At 72.5% G+C, this 21874-nt stretch carries 17 protein-coding genes and 2 pseudogenes; 8 read left to right on the top strand and 11 right to left on the bottom strand.

From position 1 onward, the window contains the following. Nucleotides 1-5 precede the first annotated feature (5 nt). From ABIA38_RS11955 to ABIA38_RS11945, 3 genes are all read left to right on the top strand, one after another. Nucleotides 6-1268: an AAA family ATPase gene (locus ABIA38_RS11955; protein ID WP_424638518.1), complete on the top strand. Its 1263-nt coding sequence runs from the start codon at nucleotides 6-8 to the stop codon at nucleotides 1266-1268. Further along, complete coding sequence (locus tag ABIA38_RS11950; RefSeq protein ID WP_424638517.1) at nucleotides 1265-2557, top strand: DUF2201 family putative metallopeptidase; 1293 nt, start codon at nucleotides 1265-1267, stop codon at nucleotides 2555-2557. The genes ABIA38_RS11955 and ABIA38_RS11950 overlap by 4 nt, the downstream gene beginning before the upstream one ends. Before the next feature lie 238 nt (nucleotides 2558-2795). Next, nucleotides 2796-8351, top strand: coding sequence for a carboxyl transferase domain-containing protein (locus tag ABIA38_RS11945; RefSeq protein ID WP_424638516.1), 5556 nt, complete (start codon nucleotides 2796-2798; stop codon nucleotides 8349-8351). Nucleotides 8352-8595: 244 nt separating this feature from the next. Here the strand turns inward: ABIA38_RS11945 and ABIA38_RS11940 are convergent, their stop codons facing one another. After that, entirely contained in the window at nucleotides 8596-9006 is a 411-nt protein-coding gene (locus ABIA38_RS11940; protein ID WP_424638515.1) for a VOC family protein, read from the bottom strand. Between the two features lie 78 nt (nucleotides 9007-9084). Next, complete coding sequence (locus ABIA38_RS11935; protein WP_424638514.1) at nucleotides 9085-9480, bottom strand: helix-turn-helix transcriptional regulator; 396 nt, start codon at nucleotides 9478-9480, stop codon at nucleotides 9085-9087. A 133-nt stretch (nucleotides 9481-9613) separates the two neighbouring features. Between ABIA38_RS11935 and ABIA38_RS11930 the strand changes: the two genes are divergently transcribed. The 3 genes from ABIA38_RS11930 (at nucleotide 9614) to ABIA38_RS11920 (ending at nucleotide 14130) form a co-directional block, all read left to right on the top strand. Beyond that, nucleotides 9614-10429, top strand: coding sequence for a tetratricopeptide repeat protein (locus tag ABIA38_RS11930; RefSeq protein ID WP_424638513.1), 816 nt, complete (start codon nucleotides 9614-9616; stop codon nucleotides 10427-10429). 270 nt (nucleotides 10430-10699) lie between these two features. Beyond that, complete coding sequence (locus ABIA38_RS11925) at nucleotides 10700-11587, top strand: ABC transporter ATP-binding protein (protein ID WP_424638512.1); 888 nt, start codon at nucleotides 10700-10702, stop codon at nucleotides 11585-11587. Next, nucleotides 11587-14130: an ABC transporter permease gene (locus ABIA38_RS11920; RefSeq protein ID WP_424638511.1), complete on the top strand. Its 2544-nt coding sequence runs from the start codon at nucleotides 11587-11589 to the stop codon at nucleotides 14128-14130. Before ABIA38_RS11925 ends, ABIA38_RS11920 begins: the two co-directional genes overlap by 1 nt. A gap of 62 nt (nucleotides 14131-14192) precedes the next feature. Here the strand turns inward: ABIA38_RS11920 and ABIA38_RS11915 are convergent, their stop codons facing one another. Next, on the bottom strand, nucleotides 14193-14585 hold the full coding sequence (locus ABIA38_RS11915; protein ID WP_424638510.1) for a hypothetical protein: 393 nt from the start codon (nucleotides 14583-14585) through the stop codon (nucleotides 14193-14195). Between the two features lie 261 nt (nucleotides 14586-14846). Between ABIA38_RS11915 and ABIA38_RS11910 the strand changes: the two genes are divergently transcribed. Further along, nucleotides 14847-15692 carry an SAM-dependent methyltransferase gene (locus ABIA38_RS11910; RefSeq protein WP_424638509.1) on the top strand — a complete coding sequence of 282 codons (846 nt, stop codon included), beginning with the start codon at nucleotides 14847-14849 and terminating at the stop codon, nucleotides 15690-15692. Nucleotides 15693-15808: 116 nt separating this feature from the next. On the opposite strand, the gene ABIA38_RS11905 is transcribed toward ABIA38_RS11910, so the two are convergent. The 3 genes and pseudogenes from ABIA38_RS11905 to ABIA38_RS11895 all read right to left on the bottom strand — a co-directional run bounded on the left by ABIA38_RS11905 (nucleotide 15809) and on the right by ABIA38_RS11895 (nucleotide 17290). Continuing rightward, the gene (locus tag ABIA38_RS11905; RefSeq protein WP_424638735.1) at nucleotides 15809-15976 is read right to left on the bottom strand and encodes a hypothetical protein; all 168 of its coding nucleotides are present in this window, start codon (nucleotides 15974-15976) and stop codon (nucleotides 15809-15811) included. Beyond that, nucleotides 15961-16038: pseudogene (locus tag ABIA38_RS11900) on the bottom strand (dihydrofolate reductase family protein); the annotation flags it as partial. The gene ABIA38_RS11905 and the pseudogene ABIA38_RS11900, both read right to left, overlap by 16 nt. Before the next feature lie 154 nt (nucleotides 16039-16192). After that, nucleotides 16193-17290 carry a C45 family autoproteolytic acyltransferase/hydolase gene (locus ABIA38_RS11895; protein ID WP_424638508.1) on the bottom strand — a complete coding sequence of 366 codons (1098 nt, stop codon included), beginning with the start codon at nucleotides 17288-17290 and terminating at the stop codon, nucleotides 16193-16195. A 17-nt stretch (nucleotides 17291-17307) separates the two neighbouring features. Between ABIA38_RS11895 and ABIA38_RS11890 the strand changes: the two genes are divergently transcribed. Beyond that, on the top strand, nucleotides 17308-17715 hold the full coding sequence (locus tag ABIA38_RS11890) for a hypothetical protein (protein WP_424638507.1): 408 nt from the start codon (nucleotides 17308-17310) through the stop codon (nucleotides 17713-17715). Nucleotides 17716-17812: 97 nt separating this feature from the next. Here ABIA38_RS11890 and ABIA38_RS11885 read toward each other — a convergent pair whose 3' ends face one another. The 5 genes and pseudogenes from ABIA38_RS11885 to ABIA38_RS11865 form a co-directional block, all read right to left on the bottom strand. Beyond that, nucleotides 17813-17983, bottom strand: a complete 171-nt coding sequence (locus ABIA38_RS11885) for a hypothetical protein (protein ID WP_424638506.1) — start codon at nucleotides 17981-17983, stop codon at nucleotides 17813-17815. A gap of 36 nt (nucleotides 17984-18019) precedes the next feature. Next, a pseudogene (locus tag ABIA38_RS11880) lies at nucleotides 18020-18133 on the bottom strand (lipase family protein); the annotation flags it as partial. Between the two features lie 88 nt (nucleotides 18134-18221). Beyond that, complete coding sequence (locus ABIA38_RS11875) at nucleotides 18222-18962, bottom strand: hypothetical protein (RefSeq protein ID WP_424638505.1); 741 nt, start codon at nucleotides 18960-18962, stop codon at nucleotides 18222-18224. A gap of 774 nt (nucleotides 18963-19736) precedes the next feature. Beyond that, nucleotides 19737-20186 carry a GNAT family N-acetyltransferase gene (locus tag ABIA38_RS11870; RefSeq protein WP_424638504.1) on the bottom strand — a complete coding sequence of 150 codons (450 nt, stop codon included), beginning with the start codon at nucleotides 20184-20186 and terminating at the stop codon, nucleotides 19737-19739. Between the two features lie 72 nt (nucleotides 20187-20258). After that, nucleotides 20259-21833: an acyl-CoA synthetase gene (locus ABIA38_RS11865; protein WP_424638503.1), complete on the bottom strand. Its 1575-nt coding sequence runs from the start codon at nucleotides 21831-21833 to the stop codon at nucleotides 20259-20261. Nucleotides 21834-21874: the final 41 nt, after the last annotated feature.

The following is a 21874-nucleotide window of genomic DNA, read 5'->3' as shown; positions in this document are numbered from 1 at the left end:
CAAATATGCCGACATATGCTCCGCACGCCCTGCCCGAAGCCGTCGACACCCCGCAACTCGACGTGGCCGGCGAGCTGTTGGCCCTGCTGCGCGACGCCGACACCGAACCGCGCCCCGACCTGCAACTGGAGGCGCTGACCCTGGCCGTCGCCGCCGACCTGCCGGTCCTGCTGTGGGGCGAGCCGGGGATCGGCAAGACCGCCGCGCTGACCCGCCTCGCCGAAGCCCTGGACCTGCCGCTGACCACGGTGATCGCCAGCGTGCACGAGCCGTCCGACTTCTCCGGACTGCCCATCGTCGGCGACGATCCGGCCGGGAACGGCGTCCCGATGGCCCCGCCGGACTGGGCGGTGCGCCTGGTCCGGGCGGGCCGAGGGCTGCTGTTCCTGGACGAGTTGTCCACCGCGCCGCCCGCGGTCCAGGCCGCGCTGCTGCGCCTGGTCCTCGAACGCCGGATCGGCGCCCTGCAACTGCCGCCCGGCGTACGGATCGTGGCCGCCGCCAACCCGCGCGCCTCGGCCGCCGACGGCTGGGAGCTGAGCCCGCCGATGGCCAACCGCTTCGTACATCTCCAGTGGGTGCACGACCACGACGTGGTGATCCGCGGCCTGGGCGGGATCTGGCCCCGGGCCACCATGCCCCGCCTGGACCCGGCCCGGTTGCCGGAGGCGGTCGCCGTGGCCCGCCGCGCGGTGTGCGAACTGCTCACCGCGCGCCCCACGCTGGTGCACCGCCTGCCCACCAACGAGGCCGGCCGCGGCGGCCCGTGGCCATCGCCGCGCAGTTGGGAGATGACCCTGGCCCTGGTCGCCTTCGCGACCGCGGCCGGCTCCTCCCGGGAGGTGGTGTCCATGCTGGTCCGGGGCACCGTGGGCGACGGCCCGGGCCTTGAACTGCTGGCCGGTCTGGACCGGATGGACCTGCCCGACCCCGAGGACCTGCTCGCCGACCCGGCCGGCGCCGAACTGCCCGAGCGCGGCGATCTGCGCCAGGCCGTCCTCGACGGCGTCGTGGCCGCCGTCCGCAAACATCCGGACAAGGCACGCTGGGACGCGGCCTGGGCGCTGCTGGTTCGGGCGCTGGAGACCGGCGCGCCGGACCTGGTGGTGGTGCCCGCGAGCACCCTGGCCGCGCTGCGCCGCCAGGACTGGGACGTACCGGCCTCGATCGAACGGCTCGCCGGCGTGGTGTCCCTGTCCCGCCGGGCCGACGACGCGGCGGCCCGGGTCGCGGTCGCCGCGAAGGTCGCCGCGAGGGTGGGCCGATGACCCCGCGACCGGCGCTGAAGGAGGCCGCGCCCGAAGCCGCCCGCGAAGGCGCGCACCGGGCCGCGGGCGGGCTCGACCTCGACAAGCTCTACACCGCCCGCCTGCACGCCGCCCGGGCCCGCCCCTACCTGGCCACCGCCCTGTTCGCACTGCACTGCGTCGAGTCACGGACCGTACCGACGATGGCCGTCGACCGCCACTGGCGCTGCTACGTCTCGCCCGCGTTCGTCGACCACACCCCCGTCGAGGAACTCGCCGGCGTGTGGGTACACGAGGTGTCCCACCTGCTGCGCGACCACCACGGCCGAAGCGATCGAGTCGCTCGCGAACGCGGCCTGACCGGCCCGGGGGAGCGGTTGCGGATGAACATCGCCGCCGACCTGGAAATCAACGACGACATCTACGGCGACGGCCTGGCCCGACCCGAAGGAGCGGTCGCCCCCGCGTCGTTGGGGCTGCCCGAGGGCGAGCTGATGGAGGACTACCTGCGTCAGTTCCGGCTCGGGCCGCTCACCCAGGGCCTGGTCTGGCTGGACTGCGGCAGCGGCGCCGACGGTCTGGACCGGGAATGGGAGCTGGGACCGGACGGCGCGTACGGGCTCAGCGCGCAGGAGCGCGACGCGGTGCGCTTCCGGGTCGCGCAGGGCATCGCCGGGCGGCCGGGGGACGCCCCGCAGGGGTGGCGGCGCTGGGCCGAGGAGGCGTTCCATCCGCCGCAGCCGTGGCGGGAGTTGCTGGGCGCGGCGGTCCGCGCGGCGACCTCGGGCTCCGGCGCGGGCCAGGACTACTCGTACGGCCGGCCGGCCCGGCGCTCGGCCGGCGTGCCCGGCGCGGTGCTGCCCAGTCTGCGCCGCCGGCCGCCTCGGGTCGCGGTGGTGATCGACACGTCCGGCTCGGTCAGCGACACCGAACTGGGCAGCGCACTCCTGGAGGTGGCCGCGATCTCCCGTACCGTGGGCGGTCGACGCGACCTGGTCAGCGTGATCGCGTGCGACGCGGCGGCGCCGACCGTACACCCCCTGTGCCGCGCCGAGGACATCCCGCTGGTGGGCGGCGGCGGCACGGATCTGCGTACCGGCTTCGCCACCGCGCTGCGCACGCGGCCCCGCCCGGACGTGGTCGTGGTGCTCACCGACGGGCAGACGCCGTGGCCCGCCGCGCGGCCCCCGTGCCGGACGGTGGTCGGGCTCTTCCTGCGGCCGCGACCCCACGCGTCCTCGGTCGAGGACGATCCCGACTACGAGCCGGACGTGCCACCCGACTGGGCCCGGGTGGTGGTGATCGAATAGACCGGCGGCGCCCGCCGAGCCGCTCGCGCCCGCCGGGCCGGCTCGCACCGGCGTCTCGTTCGACAGGACACGGTTGTGTGTTTTGTCGCAGACCTTGCGCGAACCTGTCACCCGACCGTGGGCCCCGGGTCGCTTTTTGTGGGGTTCCCACAACACAACGGCCCCGCCATGCGTGGTGGGGCACATGGTGCATCCGCCGGCGATCGAGCAGGCTATAGATAGGTGGAGGCGGCGCTCCGTGATCCGGACGTCGCCTTCTGCGCGTGTGTGTACTTGGGAGGCTCAAGCGGTGTTCAGTCGTGTCGCGATCGTCAACCGTGGAGAGGCCGCGATGCGGCTCATCCACGCCGTCCGGGATCTTTCGGCGGAAACCGGGAGGCGGGTCGAGACGGTCGCCCTCTACACCGACTCCGACCGCGACGCGACCTTCGTCCGCGAAGCGGACATCGCCTACTCCCTCGGCCCGGCCTCGGCGCGCCCCTACCTCGACCACGCGGTCCTGGAGCGGGCCCTGGTGGAGACCGGAGCGGACGCCGCGTGGGTGGGCTGGGGCTTCGTCGCCGAGGACCCGGCGTTCGCCGAACTGTGCGAGCGGATCGGGGTCACCTTCGTCGGCCCCAGCGCCGAGGCGATGCGCAAGCTCGGCGACAAGATCGGCGCGAAGCTGATCGCCGAGGAGGTCGGCGTCCCGGTCGCGCCGTGGAGCCGCGGCGAGGTGGCCACCCTGGAGGACGCGCTGCGGGCCGGCCGCGAGATCGGCTACCCGCTGATGCTCAAGGCCACCGCCGGCGGCGGCGGGCGCGGCATCCGGATGGTCGCCTCCGACGCCGACCTGACCGACGCCTACCTGCGTACCAGCCAGGAGGCGCTGCGCGCGTTCGGCTCCGGGGTGGTCTTCCTGGAGCGCCTGGTCACCGGCGCCCGGCACGTCGAGGTCCAGGTCATCGCCGACGGCCAGGGCACCGCGTGGGCGCTCGGCGTGCGCGACTGCTCGGTACAGCGGCGCAACCAGAAGATCATCGAGGAGTCCGCCTCCCCGATCCTGACCCCCGCGCAGACCGCGGAACTGAAGGCGTCGGCCGAGCGACTGGCGCTGGCCGTCGGCTACCGAGGCGCCGCCACCGTCGAGTTCCTCTACCACCCCGGCGAGCAACTGTTCGCGTTCCTGGAGGTCAACACCCGACTCCAGGTCGAACACCCGATCACCGAACTGACCACCGGCACCGACCTGGTCCGCCTGCAACTGCACGTGGCCGGCGGCGGGAAGCTGGAGGGCGACCAGCCGGCCGAGGCCGGCCACGCCATCGAGGCCCGACTCAACGCCGAGGACCCCGACCGCGACTTCGCCCCCGCGCCCGGCCGGATCGCCCGCCTGGTGCTGCCCACCGGCCCCGGCATCCGGGTCGACACCGGCGTCGGCGAAGGCGACACCATCCCGGCCGACTTCGACTCGATGATCGCCAAGATCATCGCCTACGGCCGCGACCGCGACCAGGCGCTCGGCCGACTGCGCCGGGCGATGGCCGAGACCACGGTGATCATCGAGGGCGGCGCGACCAACAAGAGCTTCGTCCTGGACCTGCTCGACCAGCCCGAGGTGATCGACGCGAGCGCCGACACCGGCTGGATCGACCGGGTCCGCGCCGAGGGCCGCCTGGTCACCCACCGGCACTCGGCGATCGCGCTCGCCGCCGCCGCGATCGAGGCCTACCAGGACGAGGAGGAGGTCAGCCGGCAGCGACTGCTCTCCACCGCGCGCGGCGGGCGTCCGCAGGTGCAGCACGAGAGCGGCCGCCCGCTCGACCTGGAACTGCGCGGCGTCGCCTACCGGGTCAGCGTCGCCCGGGTGGGCCACAAACGTTTCCGGGTCGGCGTCTTCGACGCCGCCGGCGTGCACTCGGCCGACGTCGAGGTCGAACGGTTCGACACGCACAGCGGCCGGATCGTGGTCAACGGACACCGCTTCCGCCTGGTGTCGGCCACCCACGGGCCGATCCACCTGGTCGAGGTCGACGGCGTCACCCACCGGATCAGCCGCGACGAGGGCGGCGTGGTGCGCTCACCCGCACCCGCCCTGGTCGTCGCGACGCCGCTGTCCGTCGGGGACGAGGTGGCCGCCGGCGCGCCGATCCTGGTGCTCGAGAGCATGAAGATGGAGACGGTGCTGCGCGCGCCGTTCCGGGCCCGGGTGCGCGAATGCCCGGTCGCGGTGGGCAGCCAGGTGGAGACCGGCGCACCGCTGATGCGCCTGGAGCCGCTCGCCGACGAGGGCACCGAGGAGGAGACCGCCGGCGCCGCCGAGAGCATCGAGATCGACCTGCCCGTGGAAGCCGCCGACGTATCCGCCGCCGAGCGGGTCGAACGCGGCCTGCGCGACCTGCGCAGCCTGCTGCTCGGCTTCGACGTCGACCCGCAGGACCACAAGCGGGTGCTCTCCGGCTACCTGGCCGCCCGCGCCGAACTCGGCGGCCTGCCGCTGCCGGGCGAGGTGGAACTGCTCACCGTCTTCGCCGACCTGTCCGAGCTGAGCCGCAACAAGCCCGGGGACGACGTCGAGGTCGAACAGGGCAGCCCGGTACACAGCCCGCGCGAATACTTCCACAGCTACCTGCAGAGCCTGGACGTCGAACGCGCCGGTGTCACCGAGGCGTTCCAGACCAAGCTCAAGCGTATGCTCGGCCACTACGGGATCACCGACCTGGACCGCACCCCGGAGCTGGAAGCCGCGGTCTTCCGGATCTTCCTGGCCCAGCAGCGGATGTCCACCGACGTGGCGATCGTCTCCGAACTGCTGCTGCAATGGCTGGCCGGCGCAGCGCCGCTCGAGCCGCTCGCCGAGCATGCCGGGCTCACCCTGGAACACCTGATCGAGGCCACCCAGGTGCGCTTCCCCGCAGTGTCCGACCTGGCCCGCGGCGTGGTCTTCCGCTGGTTCGCCCAGCCGCTGCTGCGCCGCAACCGGGCCAAGGTCTACGCCGCGGTGCGCGCCGATCTGCGGCACCTGGACGAATACCCCGACGCGCCGGACCGCGCGGAGCGGATCCAGGCCATGGTGGCCAGCCCGGAGCCGCTGATCCGGCTGATCGGCCAGCGGATCGGCCGACCCGGCCAACGCTCCGCGCCGCTCCTGGAGGTGCTCACCCGCCGCTACTACGGCAACCGCGGCCTGTCCGAGGTCACCGAAGTCGAGCGCGCCGGCTGCCGGTTCGTCACCGCCGAGCACACCGGCCCGGAGCGCGCGACGCGCGTGGTCACCACGGCGGTGGACGTCGCCGCGCTGTCGGACGCGATCGGCGCGGTCGGCACGTTCGCCGCCGATGTGGCCGAACGCGGCCTGGTCGCCGACCTGTACGTCACCTGGCAGGACCAGCCGGACGTGGACACGATGGCCGAGCGGATCGGCGCACTCCTGGCCGAACACGAACTGCCGGTCGGCGTACGCCGGATCACCGCCACCGTCACCGGCATCAGCGGCGCGGTGATGCACCACCACTTCACCTTCCGGCCCGAAGGCGGCGCCGGCGCCGCCGGGTCCGGCTTCGTCGAGGACCGGCTGATCCGCGGCCTGCACCCGCAGATCGCGCAGCGCCTGCAACTCCAGCGGCTGCGCGAGTTCGACCTCACCCGGCTGCCGTCCGCCGACGAGGAGGTCTACCTGTTCAAGGCGGTGGCCAAGAGCAACCCGGCCGACGAGCGGCTGATCGCGATGGGCCAGGTCCGCGACCTGACCCCGCTGCGCGAGGCGGACGGTCGACTGATCGCGCTGCCCGCGGTCGAGGACGCGGTCACCGCCGGCCTGGACGCGATCCGCAACATCCAGGCGCAACGCCCGCAGAACAAGCGGTTCGACACCAACCGGATCATGATGTACGTCTGGCCGTCGACCGAACTGTCCGCCGACGAACTCAACGCGCTGGTCCAGCGCATCCTGCCGACCACCGCCGGAGCGGGCCTCGAGGAGGTCCAGTTCGTCGCCCGGCGGCGCACCTCCGCCGGCGAACTGGCCGAGGTCGAGGTGCGGATCACCCTCGACCCGGGCAACGGCGCGACCCTGCACGTCGGCGAGCCGTCGACGGAGCCGCTGCAACCGCTGGACGACTACCGCCAGAAGGTGCTGCGTGCGGCCCGCCGCGGCAACACCTACCCGTACGAACTGACCGGCCTGCTCGCCGGACCCGACGGCGGCTTCGTCGAACACGACCTGGACGAGCACGGCGCGCTCGTACCGGTGGATCGACCCAGGGGCAAGAACACCGCGGCGATCGTGGCCGGTGTGGTCCGCACGCCGACCGAACGGCACCCCGAGGGCGTCACCCGCGTCGTGCTGCTCGGCGACCCGACCAAGGCGCTGGGCGCGGTCTCGGAGCCGGAGTGCGCGCGGATCATCGCCGGGCTGGACCTGGCCGAGCGGATGGGGGTCCCGCTGGAGTGGTTCGCGCTGTCCGCCGGCGCCCGGATCTCGATGTCCTCCGGCACCGAGAACATGGACTGGGTGGCCGCCGCGCTCAAGCGGATCGTCACGTTCACCCAGGACGGCGGCGAGATCAACATCGTGGTCGCGGGGATCACCGTCGGCGCCCAGCCGTACTGGAACGCCGAGGCGACGATGTTGATGCACACCAAGGGCATCCTGGTGATGACGCCGGACTCGGCGATGGTGCTCACCGGCAAGCAGTCCCTGGACTTCTCCGGCGGTGTCTCGGCGGAGGACAACTTCGGCATCGGCGGCTACGACCGGGTGATGGGCCCCAACGGCCAGGCGCAGTACTGGGCGCCCAACCTGCCGGCCGCGCGGGACGTGCTGATGGCGCACTACGACCACACGTACGTGGTGCCGGGTGAGTCGGCGCCGCGTCGGGCGGACACCGAGGACCCGTTCGACCGCGACGTCTCGGACTTCCCGCACTCGGTCGCCGACAGCGACTTCGCCACCGTCGGCGAGATCTTCTCCGCGACGCACAACCCGGACCGCAAGAAGCCGTTCGACATCCGGACCGTGATGCGGGCACTGTCCGACCAGGACCACCCGGTGCTGGAGCGGTGGGCGGGGATGGCCGACGCGGACACCTCGGTGGTGCAGGACGTACACATCGGCGGCCGGCCGGTGTGCCTGATCGGGATCGAATCGCGGTCGGTGCCCCGGCGCGGCTTCCCGCCCACGGACGGCCCGGACACCTACACCGCCGGCACGCTGTTCCCGCGCTCGTCGAAGAAGACCGCGCGCGCGATCAACGCGGCGTCCGGCAACCGGCCGCTGGTGGTGCTGGCGAACCTGTCCGGCTTCGACGGCTCGCCCGAATCGATGCGCAAGCTGCAACTCGAATACGGCGCGGAGATCGGCCGGGCGATCGTCAACTTCACCGGCCCGATCGTGTTCTGCGTGATCTCGCGCTACCACGGCGGCGCGTTCGTGGTCTTCTCCAAGGCGCTCAACCCGCAGATGACGGTATTGGCCCTGGACGGCTCGTTCGCGTCGGTGCTCGGCGGCGCGCCGGCGGCGGCCGTGGTCTTCTCCGGCGAGGTCAACAACCGCACCGCGACCGACCCGCGCGTGACCGACCTCCAGGCCCGGGTCTCGGGGTCCGAAGGCGCGGAACGGGCGGCGCTGAACGCCCGCCTGGCCGAGGTCCGGTCGGCGGTCCGGGTGGAGAAACTGGGCGAGGTGGCGGCCGAGTTCGACCGCACCCACAGCATCCGCCGCGCGGTCGAGGTGGGCTCGGTGGACGCGATCATCAGCGCGGCGGAACTGCGCCCGAGGATCATCGAGGCCATCGAACAGGGCCTGCACCACTGACCCTCGGCGGACCACCGACACCCCCGCACCGCGCGTCGCCGCGCACGGTGCGGGGGTGTCGCGGTTGCGGGCCGCGGTCGTCGGCATCGCCTGGCCCGCCCGCCGAGCGGCCCGGCTCGATGTGCTGACGGCGCTGCGCACGGACTAGGCGTCGCCCGGCCGGGTAGCCGCAATCGAGACACCGCAGGGCCCCGACCGCGCCGTTCACGCGGTCGGGGCCCTGCGGTTCGGTACGGCTCTCCGGTCAGGCCTTGGCGGCCTGCGAGATGCGGACCATGTTGCCCGACGGGTCCCGGAACGCGCAGTCGCGCGGACCCCACGGCTGTTCGATGGGCTCCTGGAGCACCTCGGCGCCGGAGGCCCGGACCCGCTCGAAGGTCGTGTCCAGATCGTCGGTGCTGAAGACGATCATCGGCAGGACACCCTTGGTCAGCAGCTCCTGGAGGGCGTCCCCGTCGGCCTGGGGCCGGCCCGCGTGCGGCTCGGAGAGGACGATCTCGAGTCCCGGCTGGGCCGCGCTGCCCAGGGTGACCCAGCGGAACCCGTCCGAGGCGACGTCGTTGCGCACCTCCAGGCCGAGCGCGTCGCGATAGAACCCGAGCGACTCGTCCGGGTCGTTGACGGTGACGTGGCAATACTGCAGTGAAATGCTCATGCGGCCAACGCTAGGTGGAGCCCACGCGGTCCGCTTCTTCAATCCTGATCGATGATCCTGATCGATCCCGATCGGCGGCTACCTGGTCGGTCGGGTCCGCACCATGGCCACACACCCGGGCATCGCGGACACGGCGTGATGGCCCAGGGCCCGGTACGCGCTCGGCGTCATGCCCACCAACTCGGTGAACCGCGAGCTGAACGACCCGAGCGAGGTACACCCGACCGCCATGCACGCGTCCGTCACACTCATGCCCCCACGCAACAGGGCCATCGCCCGTTCGACGCGCCGCGTCATCAGGTAGCTGTACGGCGTCTCCCCGTAGGTCGCCCGAAACTCCCGGGAGAAATGCCCCGGCGACATCAGCGCGCGGCGGGCCATCGTCGGCACGTCCAGTGGCCGTGCGTATTCCCGATCGACCAGATCCCGCGCCCGACGAAGGTGGGCAAGGTTGGCAAGGCGCTGCTGATCCATGCAAAAAGGGTATCGCCGGGCTCCGACAGTGCGCTGCGGTGCTCGGGCCCGGCCGCCCGTACCCGTCCTCGGGCGGGCCCGGCCGACAGCCTCGGCGATCGAGACGGTCTTGCGACAGGCGGGGAGTGGGGCCATGCAGCACCCGGAGTGCGGCGACGAGCGATTGGCCGCCGAGGGGGAGGTGGCGGTGGCCCGGCCGGCCCTGCACGACGGCGATCTCCCGCACGCGGCGCGGCATTCGGCCGATGCCATGCTGGGCAATCCGCAACTGCCGGAGCTGCACGAGGCGTTGGCCGAGTTGTCGGCGAAGGCGGGCGGACCGGCGGCGGCACGTCGGCTCTTCCCGCTCGAGGGTGAGGTCTACCTGGGCGCCCTGGTCTGCCGGGCCCACGTGGAGGCGGCGGCCGGTGACCGGGACGCCGCCGTCGCACTGATCGCCACCGCGACCCGGTTCGAGCCCACCATGCCGTGGGCCGAGGCGGCCAGGTTGACCGGACCGGAGGTGGTGGAGCGACTCGGCCCGGACGGGATGGCCTACGCGGTGTCCCGGCTCGCCGGCTTCCTGCCCGACCCGCTGCCCGAGGAGGAGCAGCCCCCGTTCCGGCCGTTCGAGCAGTTGGTACGGGCCGTGACCGCCCGTCATCCGGACCACGCGCTGCTCTCGGCGATGGCCTCCGGGCTGATCCGGCGCTTCGGCGACACCGGCGAGGCGGTCCGGCTCGCCGAACACGCGCACCGGATCGACCCCGGCTACCTGCCCTCGGCGATGCTGGGCAACGCGCTGCGCGCCGACGGCCGGCCGGACGCGGGCCGGGCCGTGTGGGAGGCCCAACTGGCCCGCGAATTCGACGGGTTCCTCGCGGTGGACGTGGCCGAGTTGTACGCCGCGACCGATCGCCCGGCCGAACGAGCCCGGCCGACCTCGACCCTCGTGCTCCCGGCGCAGTGACCGCCCGCCGGGCTCTGCCGGCCCCGGACCCGCCCCCAGTACCCCAGTACGGCCCCCGCCCGGAATTCTCGTCCCGCCGTACGACGGTCCGCCCCGAACGCCCTGCGAGAGTTGAGGAAGTGGGAGTGGGGGCAATCGGCCGGGCCGATCGGTGCCCCGACTCCACGTCGACCCCGCCGCACCGGCGCGGTCGCACCTACCGGCCACCAGCGGATCGCAAGGCCTCGTGGCTGTCGATTTTCGCGCAGGTCGGATCCATTGGGAGGCACCATGTTCGGGCGAGGCAAACGCGGCAAACGACGGGCGAGCGCGGTGAACGCGGCACCCGTCGCGACCCCGCGCCCGAGCGAATGGGACCGGTCGTCCGGACCCGGCCGATTCCCCCACCAAGCGGCCCCCGAAGCCCCCACCCCCGCCGTCCGACTCGACGGCGTCACCAAGGCATACGGCCGCGGCCCGGAAGCCGTACACGCCCTGGCCGGCATCGACCTCGACATCCCCAAGGGCACCTTCACCGCCGTGATGGGCCCCTCCGGATCCGGCAAGAGCACCTTCCTGCACTGCGCCGCCGGCCTCGACAAGCCGGACGCAGGCCGCGTACTGCTCGGCGACGACGACCTCACCACGATGAACGAGAACCAACTCACCCGGCTGCGCCGGACCCGACTCGGCTTCGTCTTCCAGGCGTTCAACCTGCTTCCCTCGCTGACCGTGGAGAAGAACGTACTGCTCCCGCTGCGCCTGGCCGGCGAAGCCGCCGACCTGCGCCGCGCCGCCGAGGTACTGTCCCTGGTCGGCCTGCACGAGCACGCCCGCCGCCGCCCCGCGCAACTCTCCGGCGGCCAGCAGCAGCGCGTCGCGATCGCCCGGGCCCTGGTCACCCGACCCGACGTGCTCTTCGCCGACGAACCCACCGGCGCGCTCGACACCACCACGGCCGCCGACGTACTCGCGCTGCTGCGCCGGGCCGTCGACGACACCGGCGCCACCGTCGTGATGGTCACCCACGACCCGGTCGCCGCCTCCTACGCCGACCGCGTCGTCTTCCTCGCCGCCGGCCGGCTCGCCGGTCACCTGCACGCGCCCACCCCCGAGGCGGTCGCGGCCCGCATGGTCGCCCTGTCCCAGCCGGCGCACGCGCGGGGGCGGGCCGCCTGATGCCGCGCACCAACGGACTCGCCCGCACCTCCGTGCGGTTTCGACCCGCGTCCTTCGCCGGTTCGTTCGTCGCCCTGCTGTTCGCCGCGATGCTCGTGACGATGTGCGGAATCTTCCTGGAGACCGGCCTGCGCGCGCACGTGCCGGCCGGCCGCTACACCGACACCCCGATCGTGGTCGCGGGCCAGAACAGCGTGCACAAGAGCTTCGGCGGCGGCGACGACAAGAAGGAATCCACGGTCGCCCTGCCCGAGCGCGCCCGGATCGACGCCGGCCTGGCCCCGCGCATCGCCGCGGTCCCGGGCGTCGCCGCCGTCCTGCCCGACCTCACCTTCCCCGCGCAGACCCCCACCGCCGTATTCGACGCCCACCCGTGGTCCGCCGCCCGCCTGGCCGGCACCCCGCCGGGCGGCACGGCGCCGCGCGCGGGCGAGGTCGTGCTGACCACCGAGGCCGCCGCCCGGGCCGGCAGCGGCGCCGGCGTCGGCGGCACACTGCGGCTGACCACACCCTCCGGCGAGACCGCGCTGCGGATCGCCGCCGTGCTCCCGGGCCAGGGGGCCCGGCTCTACGTCGCCGACACCGAGGCGCCGCGCCTGGCCGGAAACCCCGGTCGGGTCACCGCGTTCGGCGTACTCCTCGCCGACGGCGCTGCCACCGGCAAGGTCGCCGGCGACCTGCGCGAGGCGCTCAGGGACGCCGACGTCAAGGTCCGCACCGGCGACGGGCGCGGCGAGGTCGCCCAGCCGCGCCTGGGCGACACCACGGAGATGCTGATCGGCGTCGGCACCTCCTTCGGCGGCGTGGTCGCAATGGTCGCGATCTTCGTCGTCGCCGGCGCCACCTCGCTGTCCGTGGCCCAGCGCCGCCGCGACTTCGCGCTCCTGCGCGCGGTCGGCGCCACGCCGTGGCAGATCCGCCGCACGATCGCCACGGAGACCGCGTTCGTCGCGCTGCTCGCCGGCCTGGCCGGTCTGCTGCCGGGTGTCCTGCTCGCCCGCTGGTGGTTCGACCGGATGAGCGAGCGGGGCATGGTCGAACCGGGAGTGACCCTCTCCGTCGGCCCGATCCCGATGCTCGTCGCGGTCGGCGCGGGTGTCGTGTCCGCCGTCCTCGCCGGACTCCTGGCCGCGCGGGCCAGTGCCCGGACCAGGCCCACCGAGGCACTGGGGGAGGCCGGCCTCGAGCGGGCCCGGGTCGGTTGGTTCCGACTCGTCCTCGGCCTCGTCGCGCTCGCCGGCGGCGGTGTGCTCTCCGGCCTCGCGATGAAGGTCGGCGGCGATCAGGCGGTCGCCGCGGCCAGCGGCGTGATCATGTTGTTCATGCTCGGCGTCGGCCTGCTCGGCCCGCTCCTGGCCCACCTGTTCGTGCACGTCACGGGCGTCGTCCTGCGCCTGTTCGGCGCTCCCGGTCATCTCGCCTTCGACAACGCCCGCACCAACTCGCGGCGGCTCGCCTCGGCGATCACCCCGATCACCCTCACCGTCGCCTTCGCGAGCACGCTGATGTTCATGTTCGCCGCCCAGGACCACTACAGCGAGCAGCAGTCCACGGCCGCGCTGACCGCCGACCGGGTGGTCACCGGACCCGGCTTCCCGGCCCGCGCCGCCGGCGACCTCGCCCGCGTCCCCGGGGTCGACGCGGTCACCTCGATCCTGACCACCAGCGTGGTCATGTCCACGTCGGACCGACTGGAAAGGTTCACCACCCAGGCCGTCGGCGGCACCGACACCGACCTCGCCCGAGTCCTCGACCTCGGCGTGCGCAAGGGCGGCATCGACGCGCTGCGCCCCGGCGCGGTACAGCCGCCGGGCGGCGCGGTCGCGATGGACAGGATCACCGCCGACACCGTCAAGGCCCGCGTCGGCAAGCCCGTCGACCTGCGCCTGGGCGACGGCACCCGGATCAAGCCGATCCTCGTGGCCACCTACGACCGGGGCCTCGGTACCGCCGCCGTCACCCTGCCGCGCGCCGCCGTGGAACACCACGTCGACGCCGCATTGGACGGCCGCCTGCTCGTCCGCTTCGCCGCCGGCGCCGACCCCGCCGCCGTGGACGCCGCGCTCGCCACGACGACCCGGCAGCACCCCGACACGCGCGTCACCGACCGCGCCGGCTACGCCGCCGGACGCGACCGGGATCGGGAAACCAACAAGTGGACGAACCAGGTGATGCTGACCATCCTCGCCGGCTTCGCCACGATCGCCGCGGTCAACACGATGATCGTGTCCACCCTCGCCCGCCGCCGTGAACTCGGCCTGATGCGGATGATCGGCAGCACCCGGGCCCAGGTCCGCGCCGTCCTGCGCGGCGAGGCCGCCCTGGTCGGCGTCATCGGCCTGGCCCTGGGCCTGACCATCGCGATGATCACTTTGGTCCCCTTCGGCAAGGGCGCCTTCGGCGAGAGCACCCCGTACATCCCGATCCCACTGCTCCTGGCAATCAGCGCCGCCGCGCTGCTCCTGGCCCCGCTCGCGGTGGCCCCGGTGACTCGCCGCCTGCTCCGCGTCGAACCGATCGACGCGGTCGGCGCCAAGGAGTGAAGAAGTCAAGGAGTCAAGAAGTGAAGGAGCGGGGGAGCGGGGAGCGGGGCAACGAACAGTGCTCAGGGGCGGCCCGACGACGTACTACCGGCCCGATAGGCGTGCCCCGTGCGGGCGTTGCGCTCCCACAGGTCGACGACGACGTACCTGATGCCGCCGGGCACGCTCGACGCGTCCAGGGTGAAACCGAAGCCGTGCCGGGTCACGCCGCAGTAGTAGTTCCCCGGTCCGGGTCGGGTTGCTCCCGCGATCACCCGGTCGTCCTGGTCGTAGGCCGTGAAGATGACGGCCTGGCACACATCGCCGGCGGCGCCGGCCAACGCGCCGCTGACTTGTACGGACCGGGTGTCCCAGATGAAATCACCGCCGGCCGAGGTACAGCCGAGGCCGTGCGCGCCCACCTCCCAGTGCGTTTTCGGATACGCGAGCGCCGCCTGTGTCGGGGGCTGCATCATGCCTACTCCTCGATGTGGTCGCGAGCGGGAACGTGCGGTGCGAACAGTGCCCGAGGCTAGTGACGGCAGGCGCGCGGGACGTCAGGCCGCGGGAGGAGACCACGTGGGACTCCGGCAGTAGCCGAACGGCCCTCGTAAACTTCCGCGGTAGATACCCGACCCACGCCGGCGACCGCCGTCGACCCGTGCGTAGCATGCTCAACACGGCTTGCCGGCAAGGCAGTTGCTGTTGTCCCACGACACGGACGAAAGAGGCGAAGCATGTCGGACGCGGAGTGGATGGCGCGCGAACCGCAAGACGATCATCGGCCCGCGGTCGATTTACGCCTGGACGTCCCGCACTCGGCTCGGGTCTACGACTACCTCATCGGCGGCAAGACCAACTTCGAGCCGGACCGGGTGGCCGCCGAGGCGTCGGTACAGGCCTGGCCGGCGTTGCCGATCTCGATGCGCACCACCCGCACGTTCATGCAGCGCGCGGTGCGCCGGCTCACCGCCGAGTACGGGGTCCGCCAATTCCTCGACATCGGCACCGGCATCCCCACCTCGCCGAACGTGCACGAGATCGCCCAGGCGATCGCCCCCGAGGCCCGGGTCGCCTACGTCGACAACGATCCGATCGTGCTGACCCACGCCCGGGCCCTGATGTCGAGCACCGAGGAGGGCCGGACCTGCTACATCGACGCCGACCTGCGCGACGTCGACTCGATCATCGAGGCGCCGCAACTGCGTGAGGTGCTGGACCTGACGAAGCCGGTGGCCCTGTCCCTGGTCGCGATCGTGCACTTCGTCCGGGACGCGGACGACCCCCAGGGCATCGTCCGGCGGCTGATGGACCGACTGGCCCCGGGCAGCCACCTGGTGCTGACCGTCTTCACCGGCGACACCGACCCGGTGGGCGTGGACGGGGTCAGCCGCGAGTACAACGCCCGCGGCATCCCCCTCCAGGTCCGCGACCGGGCCGAGGCGGTCGCCTTCTTCGACGGCTATGAACTCCTCGACCCCGGCGTGACGTTGGTCCACCACTGGCGCCCCGACCCGGACGCCCCCGAGATCCGCGACCGGGACATCGCGATGTACGCCGGGGTCGCCGTCAAACGGTCCTGACCCGCCCGCGCGCCCCCGCCCACCCGGGCCCCGAGGTCGTCCGCGATCGGGACGGCGCGCGGTGCCCGGTGGGGACTGCCGTCTTGGTCGGGACGGAATCGGGGCAAGCGCCCGGGCTACTTCCCGGCCTGGACCAGGTGGACCTTGGCGTCCTCGTAGCCGGCCGGGCCACCGGCCTCGGCGGGAGCGTAGACCAGGTGCAGGACACCCTTGGCCAGCGCCGTGGCCGAGGCCAGGCGCAGCGGGACGGTGGTCTCGCCCTCGTCAAATAGGGGAAGTGCCACTGGTCGGGCGCCTCCACGACCCCGTCGAGCGACACGAACACGCTTGCGCTGATCTTCCTCATGACGTTCCTCCGTCAATCCACCCGTTGTTGTCTTCGGGTGGACCGCCCCGGTGGCGAAAACTCATCGGTGCTGCGCGATCCTCCGCACGAACCGGCGGACCGGGCGAGCGATCGACGGACCGGCGACCGGACCGACCCGGCCGCCGGGATCGCGTCACGGCGCCGTGAGCGTGCGCCAGGGACGGGTGTTCGTGTCGGCCGGAGTGCCGTCGAGTACCCGGGCCGTGCGGGTTGCCGGGTCCAGGGTGACGGTGGCCAGGCTTGCCCAGTGCTCGCCCGGTGGCTTGGTGGGATCCGGGACGCACGTCACCGGCGGCTCGCCCGGTCCGGTCACCAGGAGCCGGACCAGGTCCGCCGGCGTGGTGGGGGACGGTTCGACGTGGGCCAGCCGGGCGCGGACGAAGTCGTACCGCTCCCCGGAATCGGGCTGGTACAGCCACGTCTTCTCGTCGGCCGCGGGCAACGGCGTCAGGAAGTGATTGGTACGCAGCAAGTACCCACCTTCCGGCCGCATTTCGAACACACCGACCGGGCTCAGGTCGAGCAGCACCGCAGCCGACTCGTCGAACAGCGCGAACGACCCGGACGATGCGACGGGCGCGCTGCGGATGATCTCGACCGCCTCGGCGATGCTGCCCGCCTCGCCCAGCACGGTCGCCGCGAGCACATGCATCGGGATGCCGCCGACGCCGTCGCGGACGTGGCCGAGGATGTTGAAGTGCAGTGCGAGTCCCGCGCCGTTCACGCCGATCTTGGCGAGGATGCCGTGCTCGGTGATGCCCACGAAGGTGTGCTCGGCGCCGCGTGACTGCACGGTGTGCCACAGGTCGCGCAGTTCGACGTGCCAGTCCCACGTCTGGACGCCGAACACGCGCGGGGCGAGCCCGTCCGGGCCGGGGGCGTGGTGGACGATCGTGGTGCATTCGCCGGGCGGTACGGCCACGCTGCGGGCCAGGATCTCGGTTCGCGCGTTGAGTGCGCCGATTCGCCACGGTTCGACGCCGCTGCCCTCGGCGATGCCCTCGATCTCGGCGCGGGCTCCGGGCCGGAATCGCCCGATCGTGTCGAGGGCACGTTCGGCGTCCTCGCGGATCCGCGCGGGGGCGATGCCGCCGAGCGCGAAGAGCCGGTCGTACGCCTCGATCGCGGCGGGGATTTCGTCCCGCAGCTGCCCGCCCCGGTCGACACCGCGGGCGTGCGGTTCGTCGGCGAGGGTGTGTATGTGCCGGCGGGGGGTCGGGGTCGCGGTCACGAGTGTCCCTTCGGAGGGTGCGGGTACAGCAGGATCTCGCCGCCGACGACGGTGGCCAGGACGGCGTTGTCGGGCTGGGCCTCGGGCGCGAGGTCGAGCGGGTTCGTCGCGAACACTGTGAGGTCGGCCGGGAAACCCGGTGCGACCCGGCCGCTTCAACCCGGCCTGCGCGACGCGGTGCCGGCCAGGAGGCGGTAACCCGCACCGCCCTCACCCTATTCATCGAACAGGGCGTCCACGCGGGCGAGTTCACCACGAACGATGCCCTGGGCGTGGCCCTGCACATCCTGGTCACCATCGACGGCCTGGGCGCCTACGCCAACGCCGAACCAACCCTGGACCACCCGAAACCGGACCACCTGGCAGCCGGCACGGCCGAACGCGAGCCGGCCCTTCCTTCGGGCACTTTGCACATTCGCCGGTGACCCGCCGACGGGCGCGGCGCGACGCCCACGACCCGAACGCCGCGCCCACACCCGGTCGTCGCCGACGCGCGATCGGCCGGGTTGCGCTCCGCGCCGATCAACCGAGGTTCTGCTCCAACGCCTTGAGGTACTGCTTCACGCCATGGTCGCGAATGCCATCCGTGCCGGGCGCCAGGGGGTCGGCCGTCGCGCCCTTCGCGCGGTCGACGAGGCCGGCGGCCGGTGACATCGAGTCGCGGAGCTTGCCGGAGGCGTCGATGTAGTGCATGGTCCGCACGTGGTGGTACGCGGGTTCCGGAGGCAACCGCGGCACGACGTCGTTGTTGTTGACGAAACGGTGCTGCCGGTCCACGAACGCCTTGTCGTGCGCGGCGGCGTGCGTCAGGTTGCAGGTACGGGGTTGGCCGTAGGTGTAGATGCCGTCGGCGAGCAGCCGAGGGTCCTCGAAGTACAGCTGAGCACCGGGTGCCGGTCCCGGCCTCGGCCCCGGCCCCGGCCGCGGTCGGTCAGGGGCGGGGGTGGCGGCGGGGACTTCGGTTGGTTCGTCGGGGTGGTCGGGTGAGGGTGATCTGCCGGACGAGTTGGTGCAGGCACGCGGTCATGGCGACGGCCGGCAGGGCCGCCGCGACGATGCCGTGGAGATTCTTGGGCGCGTCGGTGACGGCGAGCGCCATGGACAGTCCGGCGAAGGTGACGGCCACGATCCAGGAGTGCACGGCCCTGCGGTGGTGGAGGCTGGAGCGCAGGATCGACAGGCAGGCCACGATCCACGGGCCGTGGACCAGGACGGGCCACCAGCGGGCGGGGCCCGTCGTGGTGGGCGCGGCATGGCTCAGCGGTTCCAGGCTGACGGCCGCGCCGAGGAAGCTGATCGCGATGACCAGAACGATGGTGGCCACGACCATGGTGTGGCTGAGCCGATCCAATGCCGGTGCGCCGGTGACCGGTTGCCGGGCCGGTTTGGTGGACGTCGGGATGCGGCGGTGGCCGGCGGGAGGGCCGCTCTCGCGTGCGGGAAGTCCGCCGGTGGTCGCCGTGGGGGCCTGCGGAGCGGATTGCTCCAGGAGCCGGGCCAACTCGGCCTCGAAGCGCAGCTCCTCGGCCGCGTCGGACACGGAGGGAGCTTCGGGCGGAAAGCCCGCCTCGAACGTCGGCCATTCCTCGGGGCCGAGGGGCGGGGGCGCGCCGCCGTGCGGAGTCGGGACGGTGGGCGAGCGGGAGAGGTCGTATCCGAAGCCGTCGTACATGAGCCTCACTCGTTGCGGTGTGCGTGAGCGGCCTGGGCGGGAGTCGCCCAGGAAGCGCGGGGCGTCACGGTTGCCGGGTGTCCACGATGTCGTCGAGGCGGCGCGCGAACGCGGCCGCGATCAAGGTCATCGACACGGCGAAATTTTCCATGTCGGCGGAGCAGTGGCGAAGTCGCACACATTCGCCCGCCCGCTCGAGATGGGCGTGTGGTGACCGTTTGAGGAATGTGGTCCCACGCGGGACGAGTACCCAATCCCCCAGCCGAAAGGATCGCTTGGCGATCGTGGAGGGAAACGCGAAGGCGGCAGGTCCGTGAAGGGTCACATTCGGGGAAACGACGAACCCCCGTGGCGCGGATATGGGCCGTAGGGATGAATGATCTGCGATATTCCTAACCCTTTCGGCCGTGGCGCGCGCTTTTCCGCATACGGCCATACGAGGCATCGCCCTTTGGGCGGCTGCGTTTCGCGTTGTGGTCGGGGTGGCGTGAGTCCGCTCGGCGAGCGGTCCGCTCCCGGAGGAGGTGCGCCGATATTTTCCACCGCCACAGAACGCGCGCCGAAGCACGCACCCGGGGCCTGCATACGCGGGTGCGCTGTCGAGTACGACGAACTGAACAGGAATATTTGATAGTCGCGCTTATGTGCCGCAACCGTCGACAGGCGTGGTGGTGCTCACCGACCACGGGCACTCTACTGAGAATGGTCCGCCAGTTACACAACGCGCGTTATGTTTCATTCATTCGGCGTATTCCGCCCGGCCGGCGCCGGTGGTCAGTGGGGCATGTCGGCCAAGGATGTGGGCAGTTCGGCGAGTTGCGGTGGCTCGGCGGTGAGCAACACCACCGTGCCCTCCGGGAGATCGGCCTCGGCGACCTGCCGCAGGCCGCCGGCCACGTACACCGCCCGCGCCGCCGCGTCGTTCTCGGCCGGGGCCGCGACGACCCGGCGGCAACGTGGATCGGCGGCGAACAGGGCGGGCACGAGCGCGCGCAGCAGGGCGACGACCGTTGCGCGCGGTGCCGCGGGGTGCACACGCACGGCGAGGTCGTGCTCGCCGTACGGGTAGCAGTTCCGCAGCCGGTCGCCGGCCACGCGGCGCAACTCCAGGCGGGTCAGCGGTTCGCCGCCGTGCCAGGCGGTGTAGGTGCCCGGCGCGGCGCCCGCGACGCGGCGCAGCGTCCAGCCGTCGAGGGTGGGCACCGGAAGAGCGGGAGCGACCATGGCGAGAGTCCTGTCGATGCGGCCGGCCGAAACGGTGCCGAAAACGGGGGCCGGGAAGGGGAACGGGAAGGCTCAGGAGGCGGCGATGGCCTCCTCGGCCCAATGGCGCAGGTGGTCCTTGGTGAGCTTGCCACTGGCGTTGCGCGGCAGTTCGTTCGTGCGCAGGACGCGGGTGGGCAGTTTGTAGCGGGCCAGCCGCTCGCCGGCGAATTCGCGCAGCTGCTCCACCGTGGGGGTGGTGTCGGGCGCGCAGGTGAGGACGGCGAGGACGGTCTCACCCCATTTCGGGTCCGGGATGCCGACGACGGCGACCTCCAGCACGCCCGGGTATTCCACCAGGACCCGCTCGACCTCGGCGGGGTAGACGTTCTCGCCGCCGCTGATGATCATCTCCTTGAGTCGGTCGACGATGTAGTAGAAGCCGTCCCGGTCCCGGTACGCGATGTCCCCGGTGTGGAACCAGCCCGCCTCGTCGATGGATTCGCGGGTCGCCGCCGGGTTGTTCCAGTAGCCCGGCGTCACGTTCGGGCCGCGTACGCAGATCTCGCCGCGCGTGTCGGGCTCCGACACCTTCGTCCCGGTACCCGGGTCGACCAGACGGATCTCGGTGTAGGGCATCGGGGCGCCCGCCGATCCGGTCTTCGCCAGCGTCAGCCCGGGCGGGAGGTAGGTGGCGAAGGGCGCCGTCTCGGTCAACCCCCAGGCCTGTTGGAGCAGTACACCGCGCTTGGCGTAGTCCCGGATGAGCTGCGGTGGTACGGGCGCGGCGGCCACGATCGTCGAGCGCAGCGCGCCGAGATCGGCCTCGGCGAAGCCGGGCACCCGGGCCAGCGCGGCGAACATCGCGGGCACCGCGAAGAACGTGCTCACCCGGTATCGCACCAGGTCGTCCAGGCACTGCGCGGGGTCGAAGCCGCGCCGCACGATCACCGTGCCGCCGCGCAGCAGGGTACGCAGGGTGAGGGCGTTGAGGCCGCCGATGTGGAAGAGCGGGGCCACCGCGAGGGTGACGTCGTCGGGGCGCGTGTCCACGACACTGTCGACGTTGACCGCGTTCCACCACAGGTTGCCGTGGGTGAGCATGACGCCCTTGGGCCGTCCGGTGGTGCCGGAGGTGTACATCAGGGCGGCGAGGTCGTCGTCGTGCAGTGCGACCGGCTCCAGGGCGGGACGACCCGGAGCCAGGAGTTCGGACAGCGGGATCCAGCCGGGGTCCGCGTCGGCGGCCGGCGGGCAGGTGGGATCGGTGTCGATCAGGAATCGGCGGCGGGCGGGCAGTTCGGCGGCCACCGACTCGACCAGTTCGCGGTGGCACTCCTCGACGACCAGGGAGTGCGCGCCGCAGTCGGTCAGCAGGTGGCGGACCTCGTCGGCGGCGAGGCGGAAGTTGACCGGAACGAAGACCGCGCCGAGGTGGGCGGCGGCGAGCAGGGTCTCCAGGAACGCGGGGCTGTTGAACCCGAGGTAGGCGATCCGGTCGCCGCGGCGCAGCCCGTGCTCGGCCAGCCCGGCGGCCAACTCGCGGACCGTACGGCTCAGTTCGCTCGCTGCGAGGTCGCGGCCCGAGTAGACGAGGGCGGTGGCGTCGGGCATGTAGCGGGCTCTGCGGTGCACGGCGGCGGCCGGGCTGATGTCGACGGCGACCATCGCGTCGGCTCCTTCGATCAGGGCGATTCGGGTGGCGGTGG

It is taken from the genome of Embleya sp. AB8 (assembly GCF_049739465.1).
Classification (GTDB): Bacteria; Actinomycetota; Actinomycetes; order Streptomycetales; family Streptomycetaceae; genus Embleya.
The sequence above is the reverse complement of the archived record's forward strand: the minus strand, read 5'-3'. Positions and strand labels throughout refer to the sequence as shown.

Bases quoted from the DNA above. Each gene is read 5' to 3' on its own strand.
- ABIA38_RS11955 (WP_424638518.1), top strand. From the start codon at position 6: ATGCCGACATATGCTCCGCACGCCCTGCCCGAAGCCGTCGACACCCCG.
- ABIA38_RS11950 (WP_424638517.1), top strand. From the start codon at position 1,265: ATGACCCCGCGACCGGCGCTGAAGGAGGCCGCGCCCGAAGCCGCCCGC.
- ABIA38_RS11940 (WP_424638515.1), bottom strand. From the start codon at position 9,006: ATGAGCATTTCACTGCAGTATTGCCACGTCACCGTCAACGACCCGGAC.
- ABIA38_RS11935 (WP_424638514.1), bottom strand. From the start codon at position 9,480: ATGGATCAGCAGCGCCTTGCCAACCTTGCCCACCTTCGTCGGGCGCGG.
- ABIA38_RS11930 (WP_424638513.1), top strand. From the start codon at position 9,614: ATGCAGCACCCGGAGTGCGGCGACGAGCGATTGGCCGCCGAGGGGGAG.
- ABIA38_RS11925 (WP_424638512.1), top strand. From the start codon at position 10,700: ATGTTCGGGCGAGGCAAACGCGGCAAACGACGGGCGAGCGCGGTGAAC.
- ABIA38_RS11920 (WP_424638511.1), top strand. From the start codon at position 11,587: ATGCCGCGCACCAACGGACTCGCCCGCACCTCCGTGCGGTTTCGACCC.
- ABIA38_RS11915 (WP_424638510.1), bottom strand. From the start codon at position 14,585: ATGATGCAGCCCCCGACACAGGCGGCGCTCGCGTATCCGAAAACGCAC.
- ABIA38_RS11910 (WP_424638509.1), top strand. From the start codon at position 14,847: ATGTCGGACGCGGAGTGGATGGCGCGCGAACCGCAAGACGATCATCGG.
- ABIA38_RS11885 (WP_424638506.1), bottom strand. From the start codon at position 17,983: ATGCACTACATCGACGCCTCCGGCAAGCTCCGCGACTCGATGTCACCG.
- ABIA38_RS11875 (WP_424638505.1), bottom strand. From the start codon at position 18,962: ATGTACGACGGCTTCGGATACGACCTCTCCCGCTCGCCCACCGTCCCG.
- ABIA38_RS11870 (WP_424638504.1), bottom strand. From the start codon at position 20,186: ATGGTCGCTCCCGCTCTTCCGGTGCCCACCCTCGACGGCTGGACGCTG.
- ABIA38_RS11865 (WP_424638503.1), bottom strand. From the start codon at position 21,833: ATGGTCGCCGTCGACATCAGCCCGGCCGCCGCCGTGCACCGCAGAGCC.